Source organism: Nonomuraea sp. 3-1Str (assembly GCF_031570565.1).
Lineage (GTDB): Bacteria > Actinomycetota > Actinomycetes > Streptosporangiales > Streptosporangiaceae > Nonomuraea.
The window spans coordinates 167,421-184,474 of sequence record NZ_JALHBK010000004.1 but is presented as its reverse complement, the minus strand read 5'-3'; the positions used below and the strand labels follow the sequence as shown (position 1 = coordinate 184,474).

At 71.0% G+C, this 17,054-nt stretch carries 12 protein-coding genes; 4 read left to right on the top strand and 8 right to left on the bottom strand.

Annotated elements, in window-relative coordinates; all coding sequences use genetic code 11:
• Window positions 1-139 precede the first annotated feature (139 nt).
• From MTP10_RS09670 to MTP10_RS09650, 5 genes are all read right to left on the bottom strand, one after another.
• The gene (locus MTP10_RS09670; protein ID WP_310708716.1) at window positions 140-664 is read right to left on the bottom strand and encodes a YbaK/EbsC family protein; all 525 of its coding nucleotides are present in this window, start codon (window positions 662-664) and stop codon (window positions 140-142) included.
• A gap of 57 nt (window positions 665-721) precedes the next feature.
• Window positions 722-2,305: an FAD-dependent oxidoreductase gene (locus MTP10_RS09665; RefSeq protein ID WP_310708715.1), complete on the bottom strand. Its 1,584-nt coding sequence runs from the start codon at window positions 2,303-2,305 to the stop codon at window positions 722-724.
• 85 nt (window positions 2,306-2,390) lie between these two features.
• Window positions 2,391-3,233 carry a M55 family metallopeptidase gene (locus MTP10_RS09660; RefSeq protein WP_310708714.1) on the bottom strand — a complete coding sequence of 281 codons (843 nt, stop codon included), beginning with the start codon at window positions 3,231-3,233 and terminating at the stop codon, window positions 2,391-2,393.
• Window positions 3,234-3,247: 14 nt separating this feature from the next.
• Window positions 3,248-4,453 (bottom strand): DUF6395 domain-containing protein, encoded by a 1,206-nt coding sequence (locus MTP10_RS09655; RefSeq protein ID WP_310708713.1) that lies wholly within the window; start codon window positions 4,451-4,453, stop codon window positions 3,248-3,250.
• A complete protein-coding gene (locus tag MTP10_RS09650) occupies window positions 4,450-4,809 on the bottom strand; it encodes a hypothetical protein (RefSeq protein WP_310708712.1) in 360 nt (119 codons plus the stop codon). The genes MTP10_RS09655 and MTP10_RS09650 overlap by 4 nt, the downstream gene beginning before the upstream one ends.
• Before the next feature lie 226 nt (window positions 4,810-5,035).
• Here MTP10_RS09650 and MTP10_RS09645 point away from each other — a divergent pair, with 226 nt between their 5' ends.
• Window positions 5,036-6,430, top strand: a complete 1,395-nt coding sequence (locus MTP10_RS09645) for a glycoside hydrolase (protein ID WP_310708711.1) — start codon at window positions 5,036-5,038, stop codon at window positions 6,428-6,430.
• A 129-nt stretch (window positions 6,431-6,559) separates the two neighbouring features.
• Here MTP10_RS09645 and MTP10_RS09640 read toward each other — a convergent pair whose 3' ends face one another.
• On the bottom strand, window positions 6,560-7,333 hold the full coding sequence (locus tag MTP10_RS09640) for an enoyl-CoA hydratase-related protein (protein ID WP_310708710.1): 774 nt from the start codon (window positions 7,331-7,333) through the stop codon (window positions 6,560-6,562).
• A gap of 139 nt (window positions 7,334-7,472) precedes the next feature.
• Here MTP10_RS09640 and MTP10_RS09635 point away from each other — a divergent pair, with 139 nt between their 5' ends.
• Window positions 7,473-9,389 carry a peptidoglycan recognition family protein gene (locus MTP10_RS09635; protein WP_310708709.1) on the top strand — a complete coding sequence of 639 codons (1,917 nt, stop codon included), beginning with the start codon at window positions 7,473-7,475 and terminating at the stop codon, window positions 9,387-9,389.
• Here MTP10_RS09635 and MTP10_RS09630 read toward each other — a convergent pair.
• Window positions 9,352-10,248: a MurR/RpiR family transcriptional regulator gene (locus MTP10_RS09630; protein ID WP_310708708.1), complete on the bottom strand. Its 897-nt coding sequence runs from the start codon at window positions 10,246-10,248 to the stop codon at window positions 9,352-9,354. The genes MTP10_RS09635 and MTP10_RS09630 overlap by 38 nt on opposite strands.
• Before the next feature lie 58 nt (window positions 10,249-10,306).
• Window positions 10,307-12,889 carry an alpha-glucan family phosphorylase gene (gene glgP / locus MTP10_RS09625; protein WP_310708707.1) on the bottom strand — a complete coding sequence of 861 codons (2,583 nt, stop codon included), beginning with the start codon at window positions 12,887-12,889 and terminating at the stop codon, window positions 10,307-10,309.
• Window positions 12,890-13,128: 239 nt separating this feature from the next.
• Between glgP and MTP10_RS09620 the strand changes: the two genes are divergently transcribed.
• Both MTP10_RS09620 and treS read left to right on the top strand, forming a co-directional pair.
• Window positions 13,129-15,282 (top strand): alpha-1,4-glucan--maltose-1-phosphate maltosyltransferase, encoded by a 2,154-nt coding sequence (locus MTP10_RS09620; RefSeq protein WP_310708706.1) that lies wholly within the window; start codon window positions 13,129-13,131, stop codon window positions 15,280-15,282.
• 71 nt (window positions 15,283-15,353) lie between these two features.
• Window positions 15,354-17,054, top strand: coding sequence for a maltose alpha-D-glucosyltransferase (gene treS, locus MTP10_RS09615; RefSeq protein ID WP_310708705.1), 1,701 nt, complete (start codon window positions 15,354-15,356; stop codon window positions 17,052-17,054).

The window sequence follows — 17,054 nt, the reverse complement described above, 5'->3', positions numbered from 1 at the left end:
AACGTCCGGATCGGGGCCATCGGTTTCCGATCCGTCGGTATCGAATCGGCCACGACATTCGCGGGCCGCGGCGACCGTCTGCTTTGTATTGTTTTGCTGGGTGTTGTTCTACTTAGTGCTTTTTCTGCTGGCTGTTGTCCTATGAGGCGTCGGTGGCCAGGGCGAGCACCTCCGCCCCCTTCAGCCCGGCCAGGGTGGAGCCGGCGACGGCCAGCTTGCTGCGGCGCAGGCCACTGCCGATGACCACCTTCGGATGCTCGGCCACGCGCGCGTCGACCAGGATCGGCCAGTCGGCCGGCAGGCCCAGCGGCGTGATGCCGCCGTACTCCATGCCGGTCAGCTCGACCGCCTGCGCCATCGGCGCGAAGCTCGTCTTGCGGGCGTCGAGGTGCTTGCGCACCACTCCGTTGACGTCGACCCGCATCGTGGCCAGCACCATGCAGGCCGCGTAGCGGGTCTCGCCGCCGCGCTTGGCCGCGACGACGACGCAGTTGGCCGACTCGTCCATGCCGACGCCGTAGCGCTCGCAGAACGCCGCCGTGTCGGCCAGCTCGGGGTCGATCTCGGCCACCTCGGCGGCCTCGGCCAGCTCGCGCACGGCGCGGGCCACCGGGTCGGCCAGCAGGTCGGTCCGCTCGGTCGCGGGCACCCAGTGCAACGTCATCCCATCTCCTCGTTCGCTCTCCCAGGACCCTACGCGGTCCCGGTGACAGCGGCGCCGTCACTGCGCGCGCAGCACCCTCTGGTGCAGCTGCGTGACGGCGGCGCGGGCCGACTCCATGGCCCCCGCCTGCCAGGCGATCAGGTGGGTGAGCCAGTCGCCCGCGAAGTAGACCCTTCCGCTGGGACGTTGCAGAAGAGTGAACGACGAATCAAAGGCCGGCCAGCGGACCCAGCCGCCCTGGATGTGCTCCTGGCGTTCCCAGGCGATGGAGACGCTGGACAGCAGGTCCTTGCCGTACTTGTCGCCGTGGATCTTGCGGCCCTGGGTGAGGGCGCGGCGGCGGCGGTCCTCGGGGGTGAGGGCTCCGTACAGCTCGGCGTCGCGCTCGGTGTTGTAGTAGCCGACGATCAGGCCGCGCTCGGCGTGGTAGCCGTACGACGGGTACCAGATGTGGGCGATGTCGAGGTCGGTCTCGGTGATGCCGCCGTAGACGCGGTCCTCCAGCTCCCACCAGCGCCGGCCGTACTCCATGCCGATCTTGCCGGCGGCGACGGGGACGGGCGTCCTCAGCGCGGCGGTGACCTGGGCGCCCAGGTTGTGCGGGACCCGGGCGAGCAGATGGGGCGGCAGGGTGGCGACGCAGTAGTCGGCCTTGAGGCTGCCGCCGTCCCAGGTGACCTCGACGCCGTCGGCCAGGTTCGTGATCTTCGTGACGCGGGCGCCGGTCCTGATCCGGTCGGCGCCCACGGCCTCCGTCAGCCGCGCGACGATGGCGTCCATGCCGCCGACCGGCTGGAACATCGGTGTGGCCTGGTCGTAGCCGAAGTCGTTGAGTATGGCGCGGCCGGTGCCGGCGGCGAGGACGTCGTGGAGCGTGCCGGGGCCGGTGACGGGGGTCCCGCCGTCCAGGGCCGGGTACGTCAGGTAACCGCGCCGCGGCGAGCCCTCGTAGTCCAGCTTGGGGCCGAGGTCGCCGAACCTGCGCAGGAAGTCCAGCAGGCGCTCCTGGTCGTCCTTGGTCATCCGCCGGTCGAGGGCTCCGGCGTTCGTCGCCTTGGCCAGTAGCTCCGCTATATATCCGTACATATCGGCCTTTGCGGTGCGGGCCCGCACGGTGCCGCCGTTCGTGTGGACGTACGCCTGGGCGTTGCTGTTCACGAACGTCTCGATCGGCACGCCCAGCTCGCGGCAGTAGTCGAGCGTGACCATCCACTGCGCGATGCGGCCGGGGCCGGCGTTGAAGTAGACGCCCTCCCCGAACCTCGCCTCCTGCGAGCCGCCGCCCATCTCGGTCAGCCGGTCGCCGGCGCGCAGCGTGAGGTTGCGCCCGCCCGCGCGCCCGCGCGCCTCCAGCAGCGTGCAGTCGTAGCCGGCCTTGCCCAGCTCGTACGCCACGGTGAGCCCGGCGACCCCGGCGCCCAGGATCACCACCTTGGCCGCGGCCCTGCCGCTGAGGGAGAAGTCGCCGGGGCGCGGAGCCGCGAACGCCTTGTCCTGAGCGGACGGCGCCAGGCCCAGAGCACCCATGGCGGCGTACATCGCGCCCGCGCCGCCGGCCGCCCCGATGCCGACGAGCAGCCCCCGCCGCGTCAGCGCCGCACCCTCCACGCCGTACCTCTCTCCAGGCAGGTCTCCGGACATCCAGAAGGCCGTCCCCCTCGGCGGGGCGACGGCCGCTCCGCACCGTACACCCCGCGTCGGTCGCGGCGGGTCCGGCCGGGCCGTGTCAGCCGTAGGGGCCGCTGCCGCAGGCGATCTGGCCGCCGATCGTGGCGAAGATGCCGAACAGCGCCATGATCTGCGTGAAGTCGTCCGTCGTGAACTCGACGTGCCGCGACCCCACCGCCTTCACCCCCGGGATCAGCCCCACCGCGGCGGCGATGGCCGTGGAGTTCCACTCCACCCCCAGCGTGTACGGCGGAGCCGGCTGGTACGGCGTGAAGTCCGTCAACCGGTTGAGGGCCCGCTCCATGGCCTCACGGATGAGGGACTGGGCGACGCCCGGCGGCAGCAACTCGGCCGAGAACTTGTCGATCCCCTTCTTCACCGCGACCGTCTCGACGTCGCCGAGCAGCTCGCGCGCCTCCTCACCGACGGCCTCGTCACCGGTCACCAGCACGACCGGGACGCCGTGGAACCCGGCGCACGCGGCCACCAGCCGGGTCTCGCCGCACACCTCGCCGTTGAGGTAGACGTTCTGGATCTCCTTGCCCATCCACGTGTGGTTGAGCACGCCGTGCTGGACGCCGGCGCGGGCGTGGTAGCCGACGAAGCCCGCCGCCTGGTACGAGCCGTCCAGGCCCTGCGCCATCCGCTGCGCCTTGCCGGGGCCGCGGACGAGGGTGGCGCGCGGGTCGAGCATGTCGATGCGGAGGTTCTTGGTGGAGCCGTGCGCGTCGTTGACCAGCACCGACGTGGCGCCGGCGGCGCAGGCGCCCGCGACGGCCGCGTTGGCGTCGGCCGTCATCAGCTCGCACCCGCGCTCGTAGCCGCGCTTGCCGGCGTGCATCTCCTCCGGGTCGGTGAGCCCGGTGACGCCCTCCATGTCGACCGACAGGTACACCTTCATCCGCCGCTCCTCCTTCACGAGCCCCAGGTCTCCACCCGGCGCACCTCGTCGTCCGTCATGAACCCGACCTCGGCGGCCATGAACGCCGCCGCCCGCTCGCGCCACGCCCGCGGGATCTCCTCGATCGCCGGCGGGTAGCAGTGGTCGAGCCAGCTCGTCGACTCCTCGGTGACGTCGAAGTACTCCAGAGCCTTGGCGAACACGGTGTTCTCGATGCCGGGCACGCGCGCCAGGCCGTACTGGATCATCTCCTGGCCGCCGTAGGGCGGCGGGCGCATCCACTTGCGGGCCACGGCCCGGTCGGCGGTGATGGGCGTGTCGAGGGGCCGCCGCTCGACGGCGGCCTGGATGAGCTCCTTGTACAGGCACTTGCCGCAGGTGCGGCAGGGGCCGTCGGTGCCGCGCAGGCACCAGCGGACGTGGTCCTTGAGGTCCGAGCCCAGCGCCAGCCGCATGGTGACGGCCTCGCTGACGCCGCCGACCGGCAGCACGATGTGCACGCCCACCGCGGCGCACAGCCGCCCCCACTTGCCGTGCGGCGCCCACAGGTCGTTGTCGGGCGTGTAGCGCAGCAGGTAACGGCCGCCGCCGAGCCACCGGGAGCCCATCTCGTACCCGAAGCCGAGGCCGCCGAGGTCCAGCCGGTCGGCCGACAGCAGCGCGCCCGCGGCGACGGCCTGGTGCTCGGGGTAGCCGGGGCGGGGCTCGGCGAGCGTGTACTCCAGGTCGGACTCGAAGACCGTGAGCTCGCGCCCGGTGCCCTTGGCCAGCTTGGCGAGCACATCCGAGCGGTAGTGGGGCCACCGGTTCGGCACGCGGGAGTGCGGCACCCGCCGGAAGTGGACGAAGGGGGCATCCGGGTAGACGGTGGCCGCGGCCACGGAGTCCGCGCCGCCGCTGTAGGAGATCGCGAGCGTGCTGCCCGCGCGGCGGGGCTCGGCGCCCACGGGCCCGGCCTCGACGCCCCACCCGTCGTGCAGCGCGGCGGCGACCTCGGCCGACACGGCCCGGTCGAAGGTGATCCGTCTGCGCGTCCACGGGGCGGCGACGGTCCACGCGGCCACGGCGAACAGGTCGGGGTGCGCGTCGTCCGGAACGCCCGAGACGGTGCAGGAGTTGATCGCGAGCTTGACGGGGTGACCGTCGGAGGCGTGGCCGGTGATCTCGTCCTCGGGGTCCAGCCGGAAGGTCAGGTGACCGCCCGACCAGACGACCCTCACGACCGCTCCTGGGCGCCGGCGTGGGACCTCAGGTCGTCGATGGCCTGCCAGACCAGGACCTCGTTCTGCAGCACGCCGTCCATCGCCTTGGCCGTCTCCTGCGCCAGGCGCTGGGCGTCCTGGGCGAGGCGGCGGGTCTCGTCCAGCTTGGCGCGGTCCGCCCCCGCCGTCGCGGGCCTGGCGTTGCGCAGGCGCTCGACCTCGGCCTGGAGCGTCGCCATCTCGCGGCGCAGGGTCTGGACCTCCCAGAGGGCGTCCCGGATGTCCTGGCGGTGGTCGGCGATGGAGATGTACCGGGCATCGAACCACGTGCGCACGGCCTGACGGAGCCGCGCGGGGACCAGGACGCGCATCATGAAACGCCACCATAGTGGGAAATCGCCACCCGCCATCGCGCCGTGCCCGAATGGCAACACCATCTCTTACTCGTGCCCTCGCGGACCCGCGCCCCGGAGCGGGAAGGCCGCCCAGCTCACGCCTCCCGGCACTGACAGGGGTGTTGACGGATGCCCGGCCGGCGCTTACGTTTCCGGGACGCGCGCGAAATATATCGTTGAAGTTCCGAAAGTTTCGGAGGGCGCCATGTGGCGAGGCGTTGTCGCGATCACCCTGCTCGGCCTGCCGGCCGTCCACGTCCCATCCGCCGGTCCATCCACCGGTCCGCCCACTGACCCATTCACTGGCCCGGCCCCCGGCCCGTCCGCGGCCGGGGCCGTCGCGATCACGGTGCGCGAGCACGTCCGCCACCAGGCGATCGACGGCTTCGGCATCTCCCAGGCGTTCCGCCGCAACGAGCTGGTCCGCGCCCTGCCCGAGGCCCAGCAGCGGGAGATCCTCGACCTGTGGTTCGACCGCGGCAAGGGGGCCGGGCTGAGCATCCTGCGCCTCGGCATCGGCTCCTCCCCCGCCGGCAGTCCGTACGACCACATGGTGTCGATCCAGCCCGAGGACCCGGGCGGCCCCGACGCGCCGCCCCGCTACGTGTGGGACGGCGACGACAACAGCCAGGTCTGGGTCGCCAAGGCGGCCAAAGAGTACGGAGTGCGCCGCTTCTTCGCCGACGCCTGGAGCGCCCCCGGCTACATGAAGGACAACGGCGACGACAAGAACGGCGGCTCGCTCAAGCCCGAATGGCGCGCCGCCTACGCCCGCTACCTGGCGCAGTACACCCGCTTCTACGCCCGCGAGGGCATCAGGATCACCGACCTCGGCTTCACCAACGAGCCCGACTGGACCGCCACGTACGCCTCCATGCGGTTCACCCCGGCCGAGGCCGCGGAGTTCGCCAAGGTCCTCGGGCCCATCGCCAAGAGCGTGGACGTGGTGTGCTGCGACTCCTTCGGCTGGAACGAGGCCAAGGCGTACACGGCGGCCATCGAGGCCGACCCGCAGGCCCGCCGCTGGGTGAAGACCCACACCGGCCACACCTACGCCAGCCCCGTGGACGGCCCCCTGCCCACCGCCCGCCGGACGTGGATGTCGGAGTGGAACCCCAACGGCAGCACCTGGGACGAGCGCTGGGACGACGGCGGCGGCTCCGACGGCATGACGATCGCCTCCGCCGTGCACGACGCGCTCACCCTCGGGAACGTCAGCGGCTACGTCTACTGGCTGGGCGCCTCGCGCGGAGCCACCCGGGCGCTGCTCCAGATCGACGAGACGGCCAGGACGTACCACGTGTCCAAGCGGCTGTGGGCGCTGGCGGCCTACAGCCGGTTCATCCGGCCGGGTGCGGTGCGGGTGGACGCCTCCGCCGCCGACCCCGCGCTGAAAGTTTCGGCGTTCCGCAACGCGGACGGCTCCCGGGTGGTGGAGGTCCTCAACACGGGGACCGCCCCGGTCACGTGGAGCGACGTACGCGGCCGGGCGACGGCATACCTCACGGACGAGACCAACAACCTGACCCCGTCCCCGGTCAGGAACCGCACGGTGACCCTGGCCCCACGAGCCCTCACCACGGTGGTGGTCGACGGGTGACCACGGCCCCGGTGACCTGGCGGCCGTAACGGCGCCCGGCCCCGTGCGGGCTCAGCGGCCGTGTCCCTGGAGGCCCTCAGCCGCGTGCGGCGACTGGGGGCTGCCGGGCTGTGCCGTGACGGAAGGAAGTCAGCGTCCGGAGAACTTGGGGCGCGTCTTCTCGGCGAAGGCCGTCATCCCGGCATGCGCGTCGTCGGTGGCGAACAGGCCGGAGAACTGGAGGCGCTCGATCTCCAGCCCCGTGTCCAGGTCGGTCTCCAGGCCCTGGTCGATCGCCTGCTTGGCGGCCCGCAGCGCCACCGTGGGGCCGCCGGCGAACGTGGCCGCCCACTCCAGCGCCGCCGTGTGGACGTCCGCGTCCGGCACCACCCGGTCCACCAGCCCCATCGCGAGGGCCTCGGCGGCCGGGACGTGCCGGCCGCTGAAGATGAGGTCCTTGGCCCGCGCCGGCCCGACCAGCCGCGGCAGCCGCTGCGTGCCGCCGGCGCCGGGGATGATGCCGAGCTGGATCTCCGGCTGGCCGAGCTTGGCCGACTCCCCCGCGACGCGGAAGTCCGCGCACAGCGCCAGCTCGCACCCGCCGCCGAGGGCGTAGCCGGTGATCGCGGCGATGACGGGCTTGCCGACGCGCGCGACGGCGGTGAAGCAGTCCTGCAGCGTCCTGGAGTGCAGGGCCATGTCGGCGTAGGACATGCCGGCCATCTCCTTGATGTCGGCGCCGGCGGCGAAGACGCGCTCGCCGCCGTAGAGCACGACCGCGTGGACGTCGGGGTCGGCGTCGACGGCGCGGGCCGCCTCGGCGATCTCCCTCTGCACCTGGCCGTTGAGTGCGTTCATCTTGGGGCGGTCGAGCCTGATGGTGGCGGTCTGCCCGGCGACCTCTACGCGTACGAACTCAGCCATGCCCCGACCCTACAAGAGCACCCTGCGGAAGATCGGCCGCCGTGAACTGCTGAAAAAAACCTTCGCAAAGCTCTCGCCGAAGAAAGAAAATGTTGAGACGCTGTGCCTGCACCACGCCCCCAGCAGTCTAGGAGCGCCCATGCGCAGAGCGCTGGCGATCGCCGCTGTCGCCTTCCTTCCCTTAGCGAGCATTCCCACGGCGGCCCACGCCGCCGAGCCCGACGACCGGCAGCAGGCGTTCACCGCCGCCGCCGAGGAGTTCAAGGTCCCCGAGAGCGTCCTGCTCGGCGTCTCCTACCTGGAGTCGCGCTGGGACGCCCACGCCGGCCAGCCCAGCAACAACGCCGGGTTCGGCCCGATGCACCTGACCGACGCCGCCTCCTTCGCCGGCTCCAACCACCACGCGGACGGCGCGGAGGACCCCCGCGGCGACGAGGCCCGGCCACTGGCGGCGCCCACCGCGACCCCCGCCCCCGCCGAGATCCCCGCCTCGCTGCGCACCATCGAGAAGGCCGCCGAGCTCACCGGCGAGAGCCGCGAGAAGCTGCGCGCCGACGACGCCGCCAACATCAGGGGCGGCGCCGCCCTGCTCGCCGACTACCAGAAGTCGATCGGCGCGCCGCTGAGCGGCGACCCGGCCGAGTGGTACGGCGCGGTCGCGAAGTACTCCGGCGCCGAGGAGTCGCAGGCCGCCAAGGTCTTCGCCGACGAGGTGTACGCGACCATCAAGGAGGGCGCCGACCGGGTCACCGACGACGGCGACCGTGTCACCCTCAGGCCGATCCCCGGCCTGGAGGCCGTCGAGAAGTGGCTGGAGAAGCTCGGCCTGCGCCCGCCGCGCCGCGACGGCGTCGAGTGCCCGCCCACGATCTCCTGCGAGTGGATCCCGGCCGCCTACGCCCAGCTCCCCGGCGACGACTACGGCCACTACGACCTGGCCGACCGCCCCGCCAGCCAGAAGATCGACTACATCGTCATCCACGACATGGAGGGCTACTGGGGCCCCTCGGTCAAGCTGAACCAGGACCCGACCTGGCCCGGCAGCTGGCACTACTCCGTCCGCTCCAGTGACGGCCACATCGCCCAGCAGATCAAGACCAAGGACGTCGGCTGGCAGGCCGGCAACTGGTACATCAACGCCAAGTCCATCGGCATCGAGCACGAGGGCTTCCTGGCCGAGGGCAGCACCTGGTACACCGAGGCGATGTACCGGTCGTCGGCCAAGCTGGTGCGCTACCTCGCGCTGCGCCACGGCGTGCCGCTCGACCGCGCGCACATCCTCGGCCACGACAACGTGCCCGGCACGCTGCCGACCACGGTGAAGGGCATGCACGAGGACCCGGGCCCGTTCTGGGACTGGACGCACTACTTCCAGCTGATCGGCGCCCCGCTGCACCAGTTCGGCGGCCCCAGGGCCGGCTCCATCATGATCAAGCCGGACTTCGCGACGAACAAGCCGTACTTCTACGGCTGCGACCGCAAGAACCCGGAGAACGCCTGCCCGCCGCTGCCCGCCTCCACGGTCTGGCTGCGCACCGAGCCGCGCGCCGACGCGCCGCTGGTCAAGGACATCGGCAAGCACCCCACCGGCGAGTCGCTCTACAGCGTGTACGACCACAGCGCCCGCGCCACCACCGGCCAGCGCTTCGCCGTGGCCGACCGGCAGGGCGACTGGACGGCCATCTGGTACCTCGGCCAGAAGGCGTGGTTCCACAACCCCGCCTCGGCGCCGACCGCCGTGCCCTCCATGGGCCTCGTGGTGACGCCCAAGCCGGGCCTCGCCACGGTCCCGGTGTACGGCAGGGCCTACCCGGAGAAGGAGGCGTACCCGGCGGACATCCCGTACCAGGCGGTCACCCCGCTGCAGTACACCTTCTCGGCCGGCGAGAAGTACACGCTGGCCGGCCCGGCGGCGACCGAGTACTACCGCGCGGTCACCTTCGAGCCGGAGCCGCACAGCGTGGTCAAGGGCAAGACGAAGTACCTGGAGATCCAGTTCGGGCACCGCGTCATGTTCGTCAAGGCTGACGACGTCCGGGTGTCGTTCTCCGGGTGAACTCCTGAATGGCGCGCCTGGTGCTGTTCCACGCCTCCTGGGAGGAGTCGAACGTGCGCTGGGCGACGCCGACGAACACGCAGTCGATGACGAGGAGCTGGCTGATGCGGCTGGCCAGCGCGCCGGGACGGAACTCCGTCTCGCGCCCGGCCGAGATGAGCACGTGCTCGGCCAGCTCCGCGATGGTCGAGCGGGGGTTGTTGGTGATCGCCACGGTGGTGGCGCCGGCCTCCTTCGCCCGGCCCAGCGGCTCCAGCACGTCGGGCGTCTCGCCCGACGTGCTGATGCCGATGGCCACGTCGCCGGGCTTGAGCAGGACGGCGCTGGTCAGCGCCAGGTGGGCGTCCTGGAAGGCGTGGCTGGACAGGCCGATGCGCAGCAGCTTCTGCGCGACGTCCGCCGCGACCAGGCCCGAGGCGCCCACGCCGTAGGCGTCGACCCTGCGCGCCCCCACGATGGCGTCGATGACCAGGCCGAGCCGCTCCGAGGTGAGCTGGGCGACCGTGTCGTTGATCGCCTCGGACTCGGCCCTGGCCACCTTGACGATGACCTCCGACAGCGGATCGTCGGGCGCGAGGTCGCCGGGCACCAGCCGGTCGGGCTGGGCGGCCGCGGCGGCCAGGGCCAGGCGGAGCTGCGGGTAGCCCGCGAAGCCCAGCAGCCTGGCCGTGCGCACGATCGTGGCCTCGCTGGTGCCGGAGGCGGCGGACAGCTCGGTGATGGTGCTCCGCGCCACCGTCGCGGGATCCTCCAGGATGAGGCGTGCGACGGTCTGCGCGGCGGGCGTCAACGAGGGAAGCACGCCGCGGACCGTGGCCACCAGAGTGTCGGCTCGCACGCCGTTCCCGCTGTCGTCCACATCCCGATTATCCAGCGCCGTCAAGGCCCTCCGCCCCGGCCGGGCGGAGACCCTGTCGTCACCGGAGGGTGCCGTTGGTCATCCCGACCGGCTCCTCCGGCACGGTGACCAGCCCCAGCTCGGCCGGCGAGGCCGCCAGCGCGTGATGGGGCACCACCCGGACCGTGTAGCCGAACGGTCCCGTGCGGTCCAGCGGCACCACGCCCGTGTAGTGGGCGCGGCCGTCGTCGTCCGCGTCGACGGGCGTGAGCGCCAGGTAGCTCGGGCGGATCAGCTCGTCGTGCGGCCCCACCTTGCCGTAGGCGGCCTGGACGAGCACGTCGTCCGGGGTCAGGTCGCCGAGCGCGATCGTGGCCCGCAGCTCCAGCGCGGCCCCCACCTCCGGGGTGTCGCCGATGCCCGAGCCCTCCACGTGCTCGACCCGGACCCCCGGCCACGCCTTGGCCACGCGCAGCCGCCAGGCGGCGAAGGCGCGGGCCCCGGCGGAGGAGTCGGCCGACAGCGCGCGGCCCGCCTTGGCCGCCGGCGTGTAGAGGCCGACGACGTAGTCGCGCAGCATCCGCCCCGCGAGCACCTTGGGCCCGAGCGAGGTCAGCGTGTGCTTGACCATCTCCATCCAGCGGCGCGGCAGCCCGTCCGCGGCCCGGTCGTAGAACCGGTCGGACACCTCGTGCTCGATCAGGTCGTAGAGGGCGGCGGCCTCCAGCTCGTCACGCCGGTCGGTGTCGGCGACGCCGTCGGCCGTGGGGATCGCCCAGCCGTTGGTGCCGTCGTACCACTCGTCCCACCAGCCGTCGCGGATGGACAGGTTGAGCCCGCCGTTCAGCGCCGACTTCATGCCGGACGTGCCGGACGCCTCCAGCGGGCGCAGCGGGTTGTTCAGCCACACGTCGCAGCCCTGCGTCATGAGCTGGCCGAGCGCCATGTCGTAGTCGGGCAGGAACACGATCCGGTGCCGCACCTCGGGCTGGTCGGCGAACTTGACGATCTGCTGGATCAGCTTCTTGCCGCCCTCGTCGGCCGGGTGGGCCTTGCCGGCGATCACGATCTGCACCGGCTTGTCCGGGTCGAGCAGCAGGCTCTTCAGCCGTTCGGGGTCGCGCAGCATGAGCGTGAGCCGCTTGTACGACGGCACCCGCCGGGCGAAGCCGATCGTCAGCACGTCCGGGTCGAGCGCGTCGTCGATCCAGCCGAGCTCGGCGTCGGAGGCGCCGCGGTCGCGCCAGGAGCGGCGCAGCCGGACCCGCGCCCCCTCGACCAGGCGGCGCCGCAGGATGCCGCGGATGTCCCAGAGGTCGCCATCGGCGATCTTCTGCACACCCTCCCAGCCGCGCGCCCGCTCGATCAGCGAGGGCAGCTCGCGCCCAGCCAGCTCCATCAGCTCACGGCCGACCCAGGTGGGGGCGTGGACGCCGTTGGTGATCGAGCCGATCGGCACCTCGGCCACGTCGAAGCCCGGCCAGAGGCTCTTGAACATCTCCCGGCTGACCTCGCCGTGCAGCACCGACACGCCGTTGACGCGCTGGGCCAGCCGCATGCCCATGACCGCCATGTTGAACCGGCCGGGGTCGGCCTCGGCGCCCAGGGCGAGGATGCGCTCCACGGGCACGGTCGGCCAGGCGTTGTCGCCGCCGAAGTGCCGCTCGATCATCTCGACGGGGAACCGGTCGATGCCCGCGGGGACGGGCGTGTGCGTGGTGAACACCGTGCCGGCCCGCACGGCCTCCAGCGCCTCGTCGAACGACAGCCGCGCCTCGGTGAGCTCGCGGATGCGCTCCAGGCCGAGGAACCCGGCGTGGCCCTCGTTGGTGTGGAACACCTCGGGCTCCGGGTGGCCGGTGATGCGGCAGTAGGCGCGGATGGCGCGCACGCCGCCCACGCCGAGCAGCAGCTCCTGCATGAGCCGGTGGTCGGTGCCGCCGCCGTAGAGGCGGTCGGTGACGTCGCGGGCCGCGTTGTCGTTGTCGGCCACGTCGGAGTCGAGCAGCAGCAGCGGCACCCGGCCGACCTGGGCCACCCAGAGCTGGGCGTGCAGCGCCCGGCCCTCCGGCAGGCCGACGCGGATCTTGACGGGGGTGCCGTCCTCCTCCTTCAGGAGGGTCAGCGGCAGGCCGCCCGCGTCGAGCGACGGGTAGTGCTCAAGCTGCCAGCCCTCGGGCGACAGCGACTGGGTGAAGTAGCCGTGGCGATAGAGCAGGCCCACGGCCAGGATGGGGACGCCGAGGTCGCTGGCGGCCTTGAGGTGGTCTCCGGCCAGGATCCCGAGCCCGCCTGAGTACTGCGGGAGCGCGGCGGCGATGCCGTACTCGGGGGAGAAGTAGGCGATGGCATGCGCGGCGTCGGGCAGCGTCTGGTACCACCGCGGGGCGGTCATGTACTCGCGCAGGTCGTCGGCGGCGTCGGCCAGGCGGCGCAGGAAGCGGCGGTCGGCCGCCAGCTCGGAAAGCCTGGAGGGGTCCACGGCGCCGAGGAGGGCCACCGGGTCGTGGCCCACCTGTTCCCACAGGCGCGGGTCGACCTCGGCGAACAGGTCTGTGGTCTCGGGGTGCCACGACCATCGGAGGTTGTGGACCAGCTCGCCGAGTGCGGCCAGCTCCCGGGGCAGGACTGTGCGTACGGTAAACCGGCGGATAGCTCTCACGTTTGTGCACCCTATGGGCTAGGAGGGACCTCTCAGTCCCTCACCCTCAGCAAGGACGTTCAAACCCCTTCCGGGAAGAAGCATGAAGCGCGACGATTGGGGCAACTTCCACCATTGTCAGTTCTCCCGGGGACACGGGAGGTCTATCCGCTGCTGCCCACAATTTACATGCAAGGATCGTTCTTGCCACGGAAGCCTCCGGCGGTACCGAGTGTGCCGTCGCAACCTCGAAATGCGCGATGATCGGAAGAATTCCCATCACGGACATCCACCCCGTCGTCGACTGCGGGCAGTGGCCCGCCAAGGCGGTCGCCGGCGAGACCTTCCAGGTCTCGGCGACCGTGTTCCGAGAAGGTCACGATGCCGTGGCCGCGGGCGTGGTGTTCACCGCGCCCGACGGGCAGCGTGACCGCCTGAGACCGATGCACGAGCTGGCCCCCGGCACCGACCGGTGGGGGGTCGAGGTGAGTCTGCCCACCGAGGGCGAGTGGCTCTTCCGCCTGGAGGCGTGGAGCGACCCCATCGCGACGTGGCTGCACGACGCGGACATCAAGATCCCGCGCGGCCTGGACGCCGATCTGATGTGCGAGGAGGGCGCCCGGCTGTTCGAGCGGGCCGCCCGCGGCGTGCGGCAGGCCGACTGTCCGGTTGCCGGCGGGCGCACGGCGCCGCAGGCCAGGAACGGGCACATCCCGGCCGACCCGGCCAGAGCCGCCGCGCGCGCGGCGGCCAGGCAGGGATCACTCAAGGAGGCGTCCCGGGAGCAGGGGACGCGCGCGAGCGCGTGCGGGCACCGGGCGGCGCTGCTCGCCGTCGCGTCCACGCTGCGCGACGACGAGCTGGACCCGCGGGCCCGGTTGGCGATCGCCCAGCTCCCCGAGACGGCGGCGCTGCTGGAGGCGCACCCGCTGCGCGACATGGTCACCCGGTCACGGCCGAGGAAGATCAGAGTCGATCGGCGCAGGGCCCTGTACGGCTCGTGGTACGAGTTCTTCCCGCGGTCGGAGGGCGCGGTCGCCGACGAGTCCGGCGTCAGCCAGTCCGGGAACTTCCTGACGGCGGCCAAGCGGCTGCCGGCCGTCGCCAAGATGGGCTTCGACGTCGTCTACCTGCCGCCGATCCACCCGATCGGCCGGACGTTCCGCAAGGGGCGCAACAACTCGCTCAGCCCGGAGCCCGACGAGCCGGGCTCGCCATGGGCGATCGGCTCGGAGGAGGGCGGGCACGACGCTGTCCACCCGGACCTCGGCACGCTGGAGGACTTCGACGCGTTCGTCGCCCGCACCCGCGAGCTCGGCATGGAGGTGGCGCTCGACCTGGCGCTCCAGTGCTCCCCCGACCACCCGTGGGTCAAGGAGCATCCGGAGTGGTTCACGATCCGCGCCGACGGCACGATCGCGTACGCCGAGAACCCGCCGAAGAAGTACCAGGACATCTACCCGATCAACTTCGACAAGGACCCCGAGGGCATCTTCGCCGAGGTCAACCGGGTGGTCCGGCACTGGATGAACCACGGCGTGCGGATCTTCCGGGTGGACAACCCGCACACCAAGCCGGTGGGCTTCTGGGAGCGGCTGCTGGCCGACATCCATCAGACCGACCCGGACGTGCTGTTCCTGGCCGAGGCGTTCACCCGGCCGGCGATGCTCCAGACGCTGGCCAAGGTGGGCTTCCACCAGTCGTACACGTACTTCACGTGGAAGAACTCCAAGCCGGACGTGGAGTCCTACCTGTCGGAGCTGGCCCAGGACACGTCCTACTTCCTGCGGCCGAACCTGTTCGTCAACACGCCGGACATCCTGCACGAGTACCTCCAGCACGGAGGGCTTCCCGCCTTCAGGATCCGGGCCGTGCTGGCCGCGCTGACCTCGCCGACCTGGGGCGTGTATTCCGGGTACGAGCTCGGAGAAAATAGTCCAGTTCGCCCGGGAAGTGAAGAATATCTCAATAGCGAGAAATATCAGTACAGACCTCGCGATTGGGATGCGGCGGAGCGCGAAGGTCGCACTCTCGCCCCGTTCATCACGCATCTTAATTTGTTCCGAAGAGCCCATCCGGCACTGCAGGAATTGCGTAACCTACGGTTCCATCGGGTCGACCAGCCGGACACCGTCTGCTTCTCCAAGCGGCTCCCGGGCGCCTACGACCCCGCCACACGAAGGCACGGGCTGGGCGACGTCGTCCTGGCCGTCGTCAACCTCGATCCGCACCACACCCACGAGGCGACGGTCGAGCTCGACATGCCCGCGCTCGGCCTCGACTGGAACGCGGAGTTCGTGGTGGACGACGAACTGTCCGGCGAGTCGTATCGTTGGCGACAGAGGAATTATGTCCGCCTCGATCCCCATATCCGTCCTGCCCACATCTTCACCGTTCGAGCCGCGCCACGGTAGACCAGAATTCAGCGGGGAGTCTTCAACGTGTGTGTTAGCGCCTCCCTCATGAGCCCTCCAAGGGAGGACTCATGAGCTCCACACCCATACCCAACCCCTACGACGAGGAAAAGCCTCGCGACCCGTACTGGTACAAGCGCGCGGTCTTCTACGAGGTCCTGATCCGAGGCTTCTCCGACTCCAACGGGGACGGCACGGGCGACATCAAGGGCCTGATCAGCAAGCTCGACTATCTCCAGTGGCTCGGCGTCGACTGCCTGTGGCTGCTGCCGCTGTACGAGTCGCCGCTGCGTGACGGCGGGTATGACATCGCCGACTTCATGAAGATCCTCCCGGAGTTCGGCGATCTGGGGGACTTCGTGAAGCTGGTCGACGAGGCCCACAAGCGCGGCATGCGCGTCATCGCCGACCTGGTCATGAACCACACCAGCGACGCCCACCCGTGGTTCCAGGCGTCCCGGCACGACCCGGAGGGTCCGTTCGGCGACTTCTACGTCTGGGCCGACGACGACTCCGGCTACTCCGACGCGCGGATCATCTTCATCGACACCGAGACCTCCAACTGGACCTACGACCCGGTGCGCGGCCAGTACTACTGGCACCGGTTCTTCCACCACCAGCCCGACCTGAACTACGAGAACCCGGCCGTGCAGGACGCGATGCTGGAGGTCCTGCGCTTCTGGCTCGACCTCGGCATCGACGGGTTCCGGCTGGACGCGGTCCCCTACCTGTTCGAGGAGGAGGGCACCAACTGCGAGAACCTCCCCCGGACCCACGAGTACCTCAAGCGCGTCCGGACCGAGGTGGACCGCCTCTACCCCGACAGCGTCCTGCTGGCCGAGGCCAACCAGTGGCCCTCGGACGTCGTGGACTACTTCGGCGACCCGGTCGGCGGCGGCGACGAGTGCCACATGGCGTTCCACTTCCCGCTGATGCCGCGCATCTTCATGGCCGTGCGCCGGGAGTCGCGCTACCCCATCTCCGAGATCCTGGCCCAGACCCCCAAGATCCCCGAGAACTGCCAGTGGGGCATCTTCCTCCGCAACCACGACGAGCTGACGCTCGAGATGGTCACGGACGAGGAACGCGACTACATGTACGCCGAGTACGCCAAGGACCCGCGCATGCGCGCCAACGTCGGCATCCGCCGGCGCCTGGCGCCGCTGCTGGAGAACGACCGCAACCAGATCGAGCTGTTCACCGCGCTGCTCCTGTCGCTGCCCGGCTCGCCGGTGCTCTACTACGGCGACGAGATCGGCATGGGCGACAACATCTGGCTGGGCGACCGTGACGGCGTGCGCACCCCCATGCAGTGGGACCCGGACCGCAACGCCGGGTTCTCCGACTGCGACCCGGGGCGGCTCTACCTGCCGGTGATCATGGACCCGATCTACGGCTACCAGGGTCTCAACGTCGAGGCGCAGCAGAAGAACGGCGGCTCGCTGCTGCACTGGACCCGGCGCATGATCGAGATCCGCAAGCGCCACCCGGTGTTCGGGCTCGGCGAGTTCATCGAGCTCAACTCCTCCAACCCGAGCGTCCTGGCGTTCGTCCGCGAGCTGGGCGACGACCGGATGCTGTGCGTCAACAACCTGTCCCGCTTCCCCCAGCCGGTGGAGCTGGACCTGCGGAGATTCGTCGGCGTCTCGCCTGTCGAGACGATGGGCGGGGTCCCATTCCCACCAATTGGCGAACTTCCGTATCTTTTGACGCTTCCGGGGCATGGGTTCTACTGGTTCACCCTCCCGCCGGCAGCCACCCAGGAGGAATAG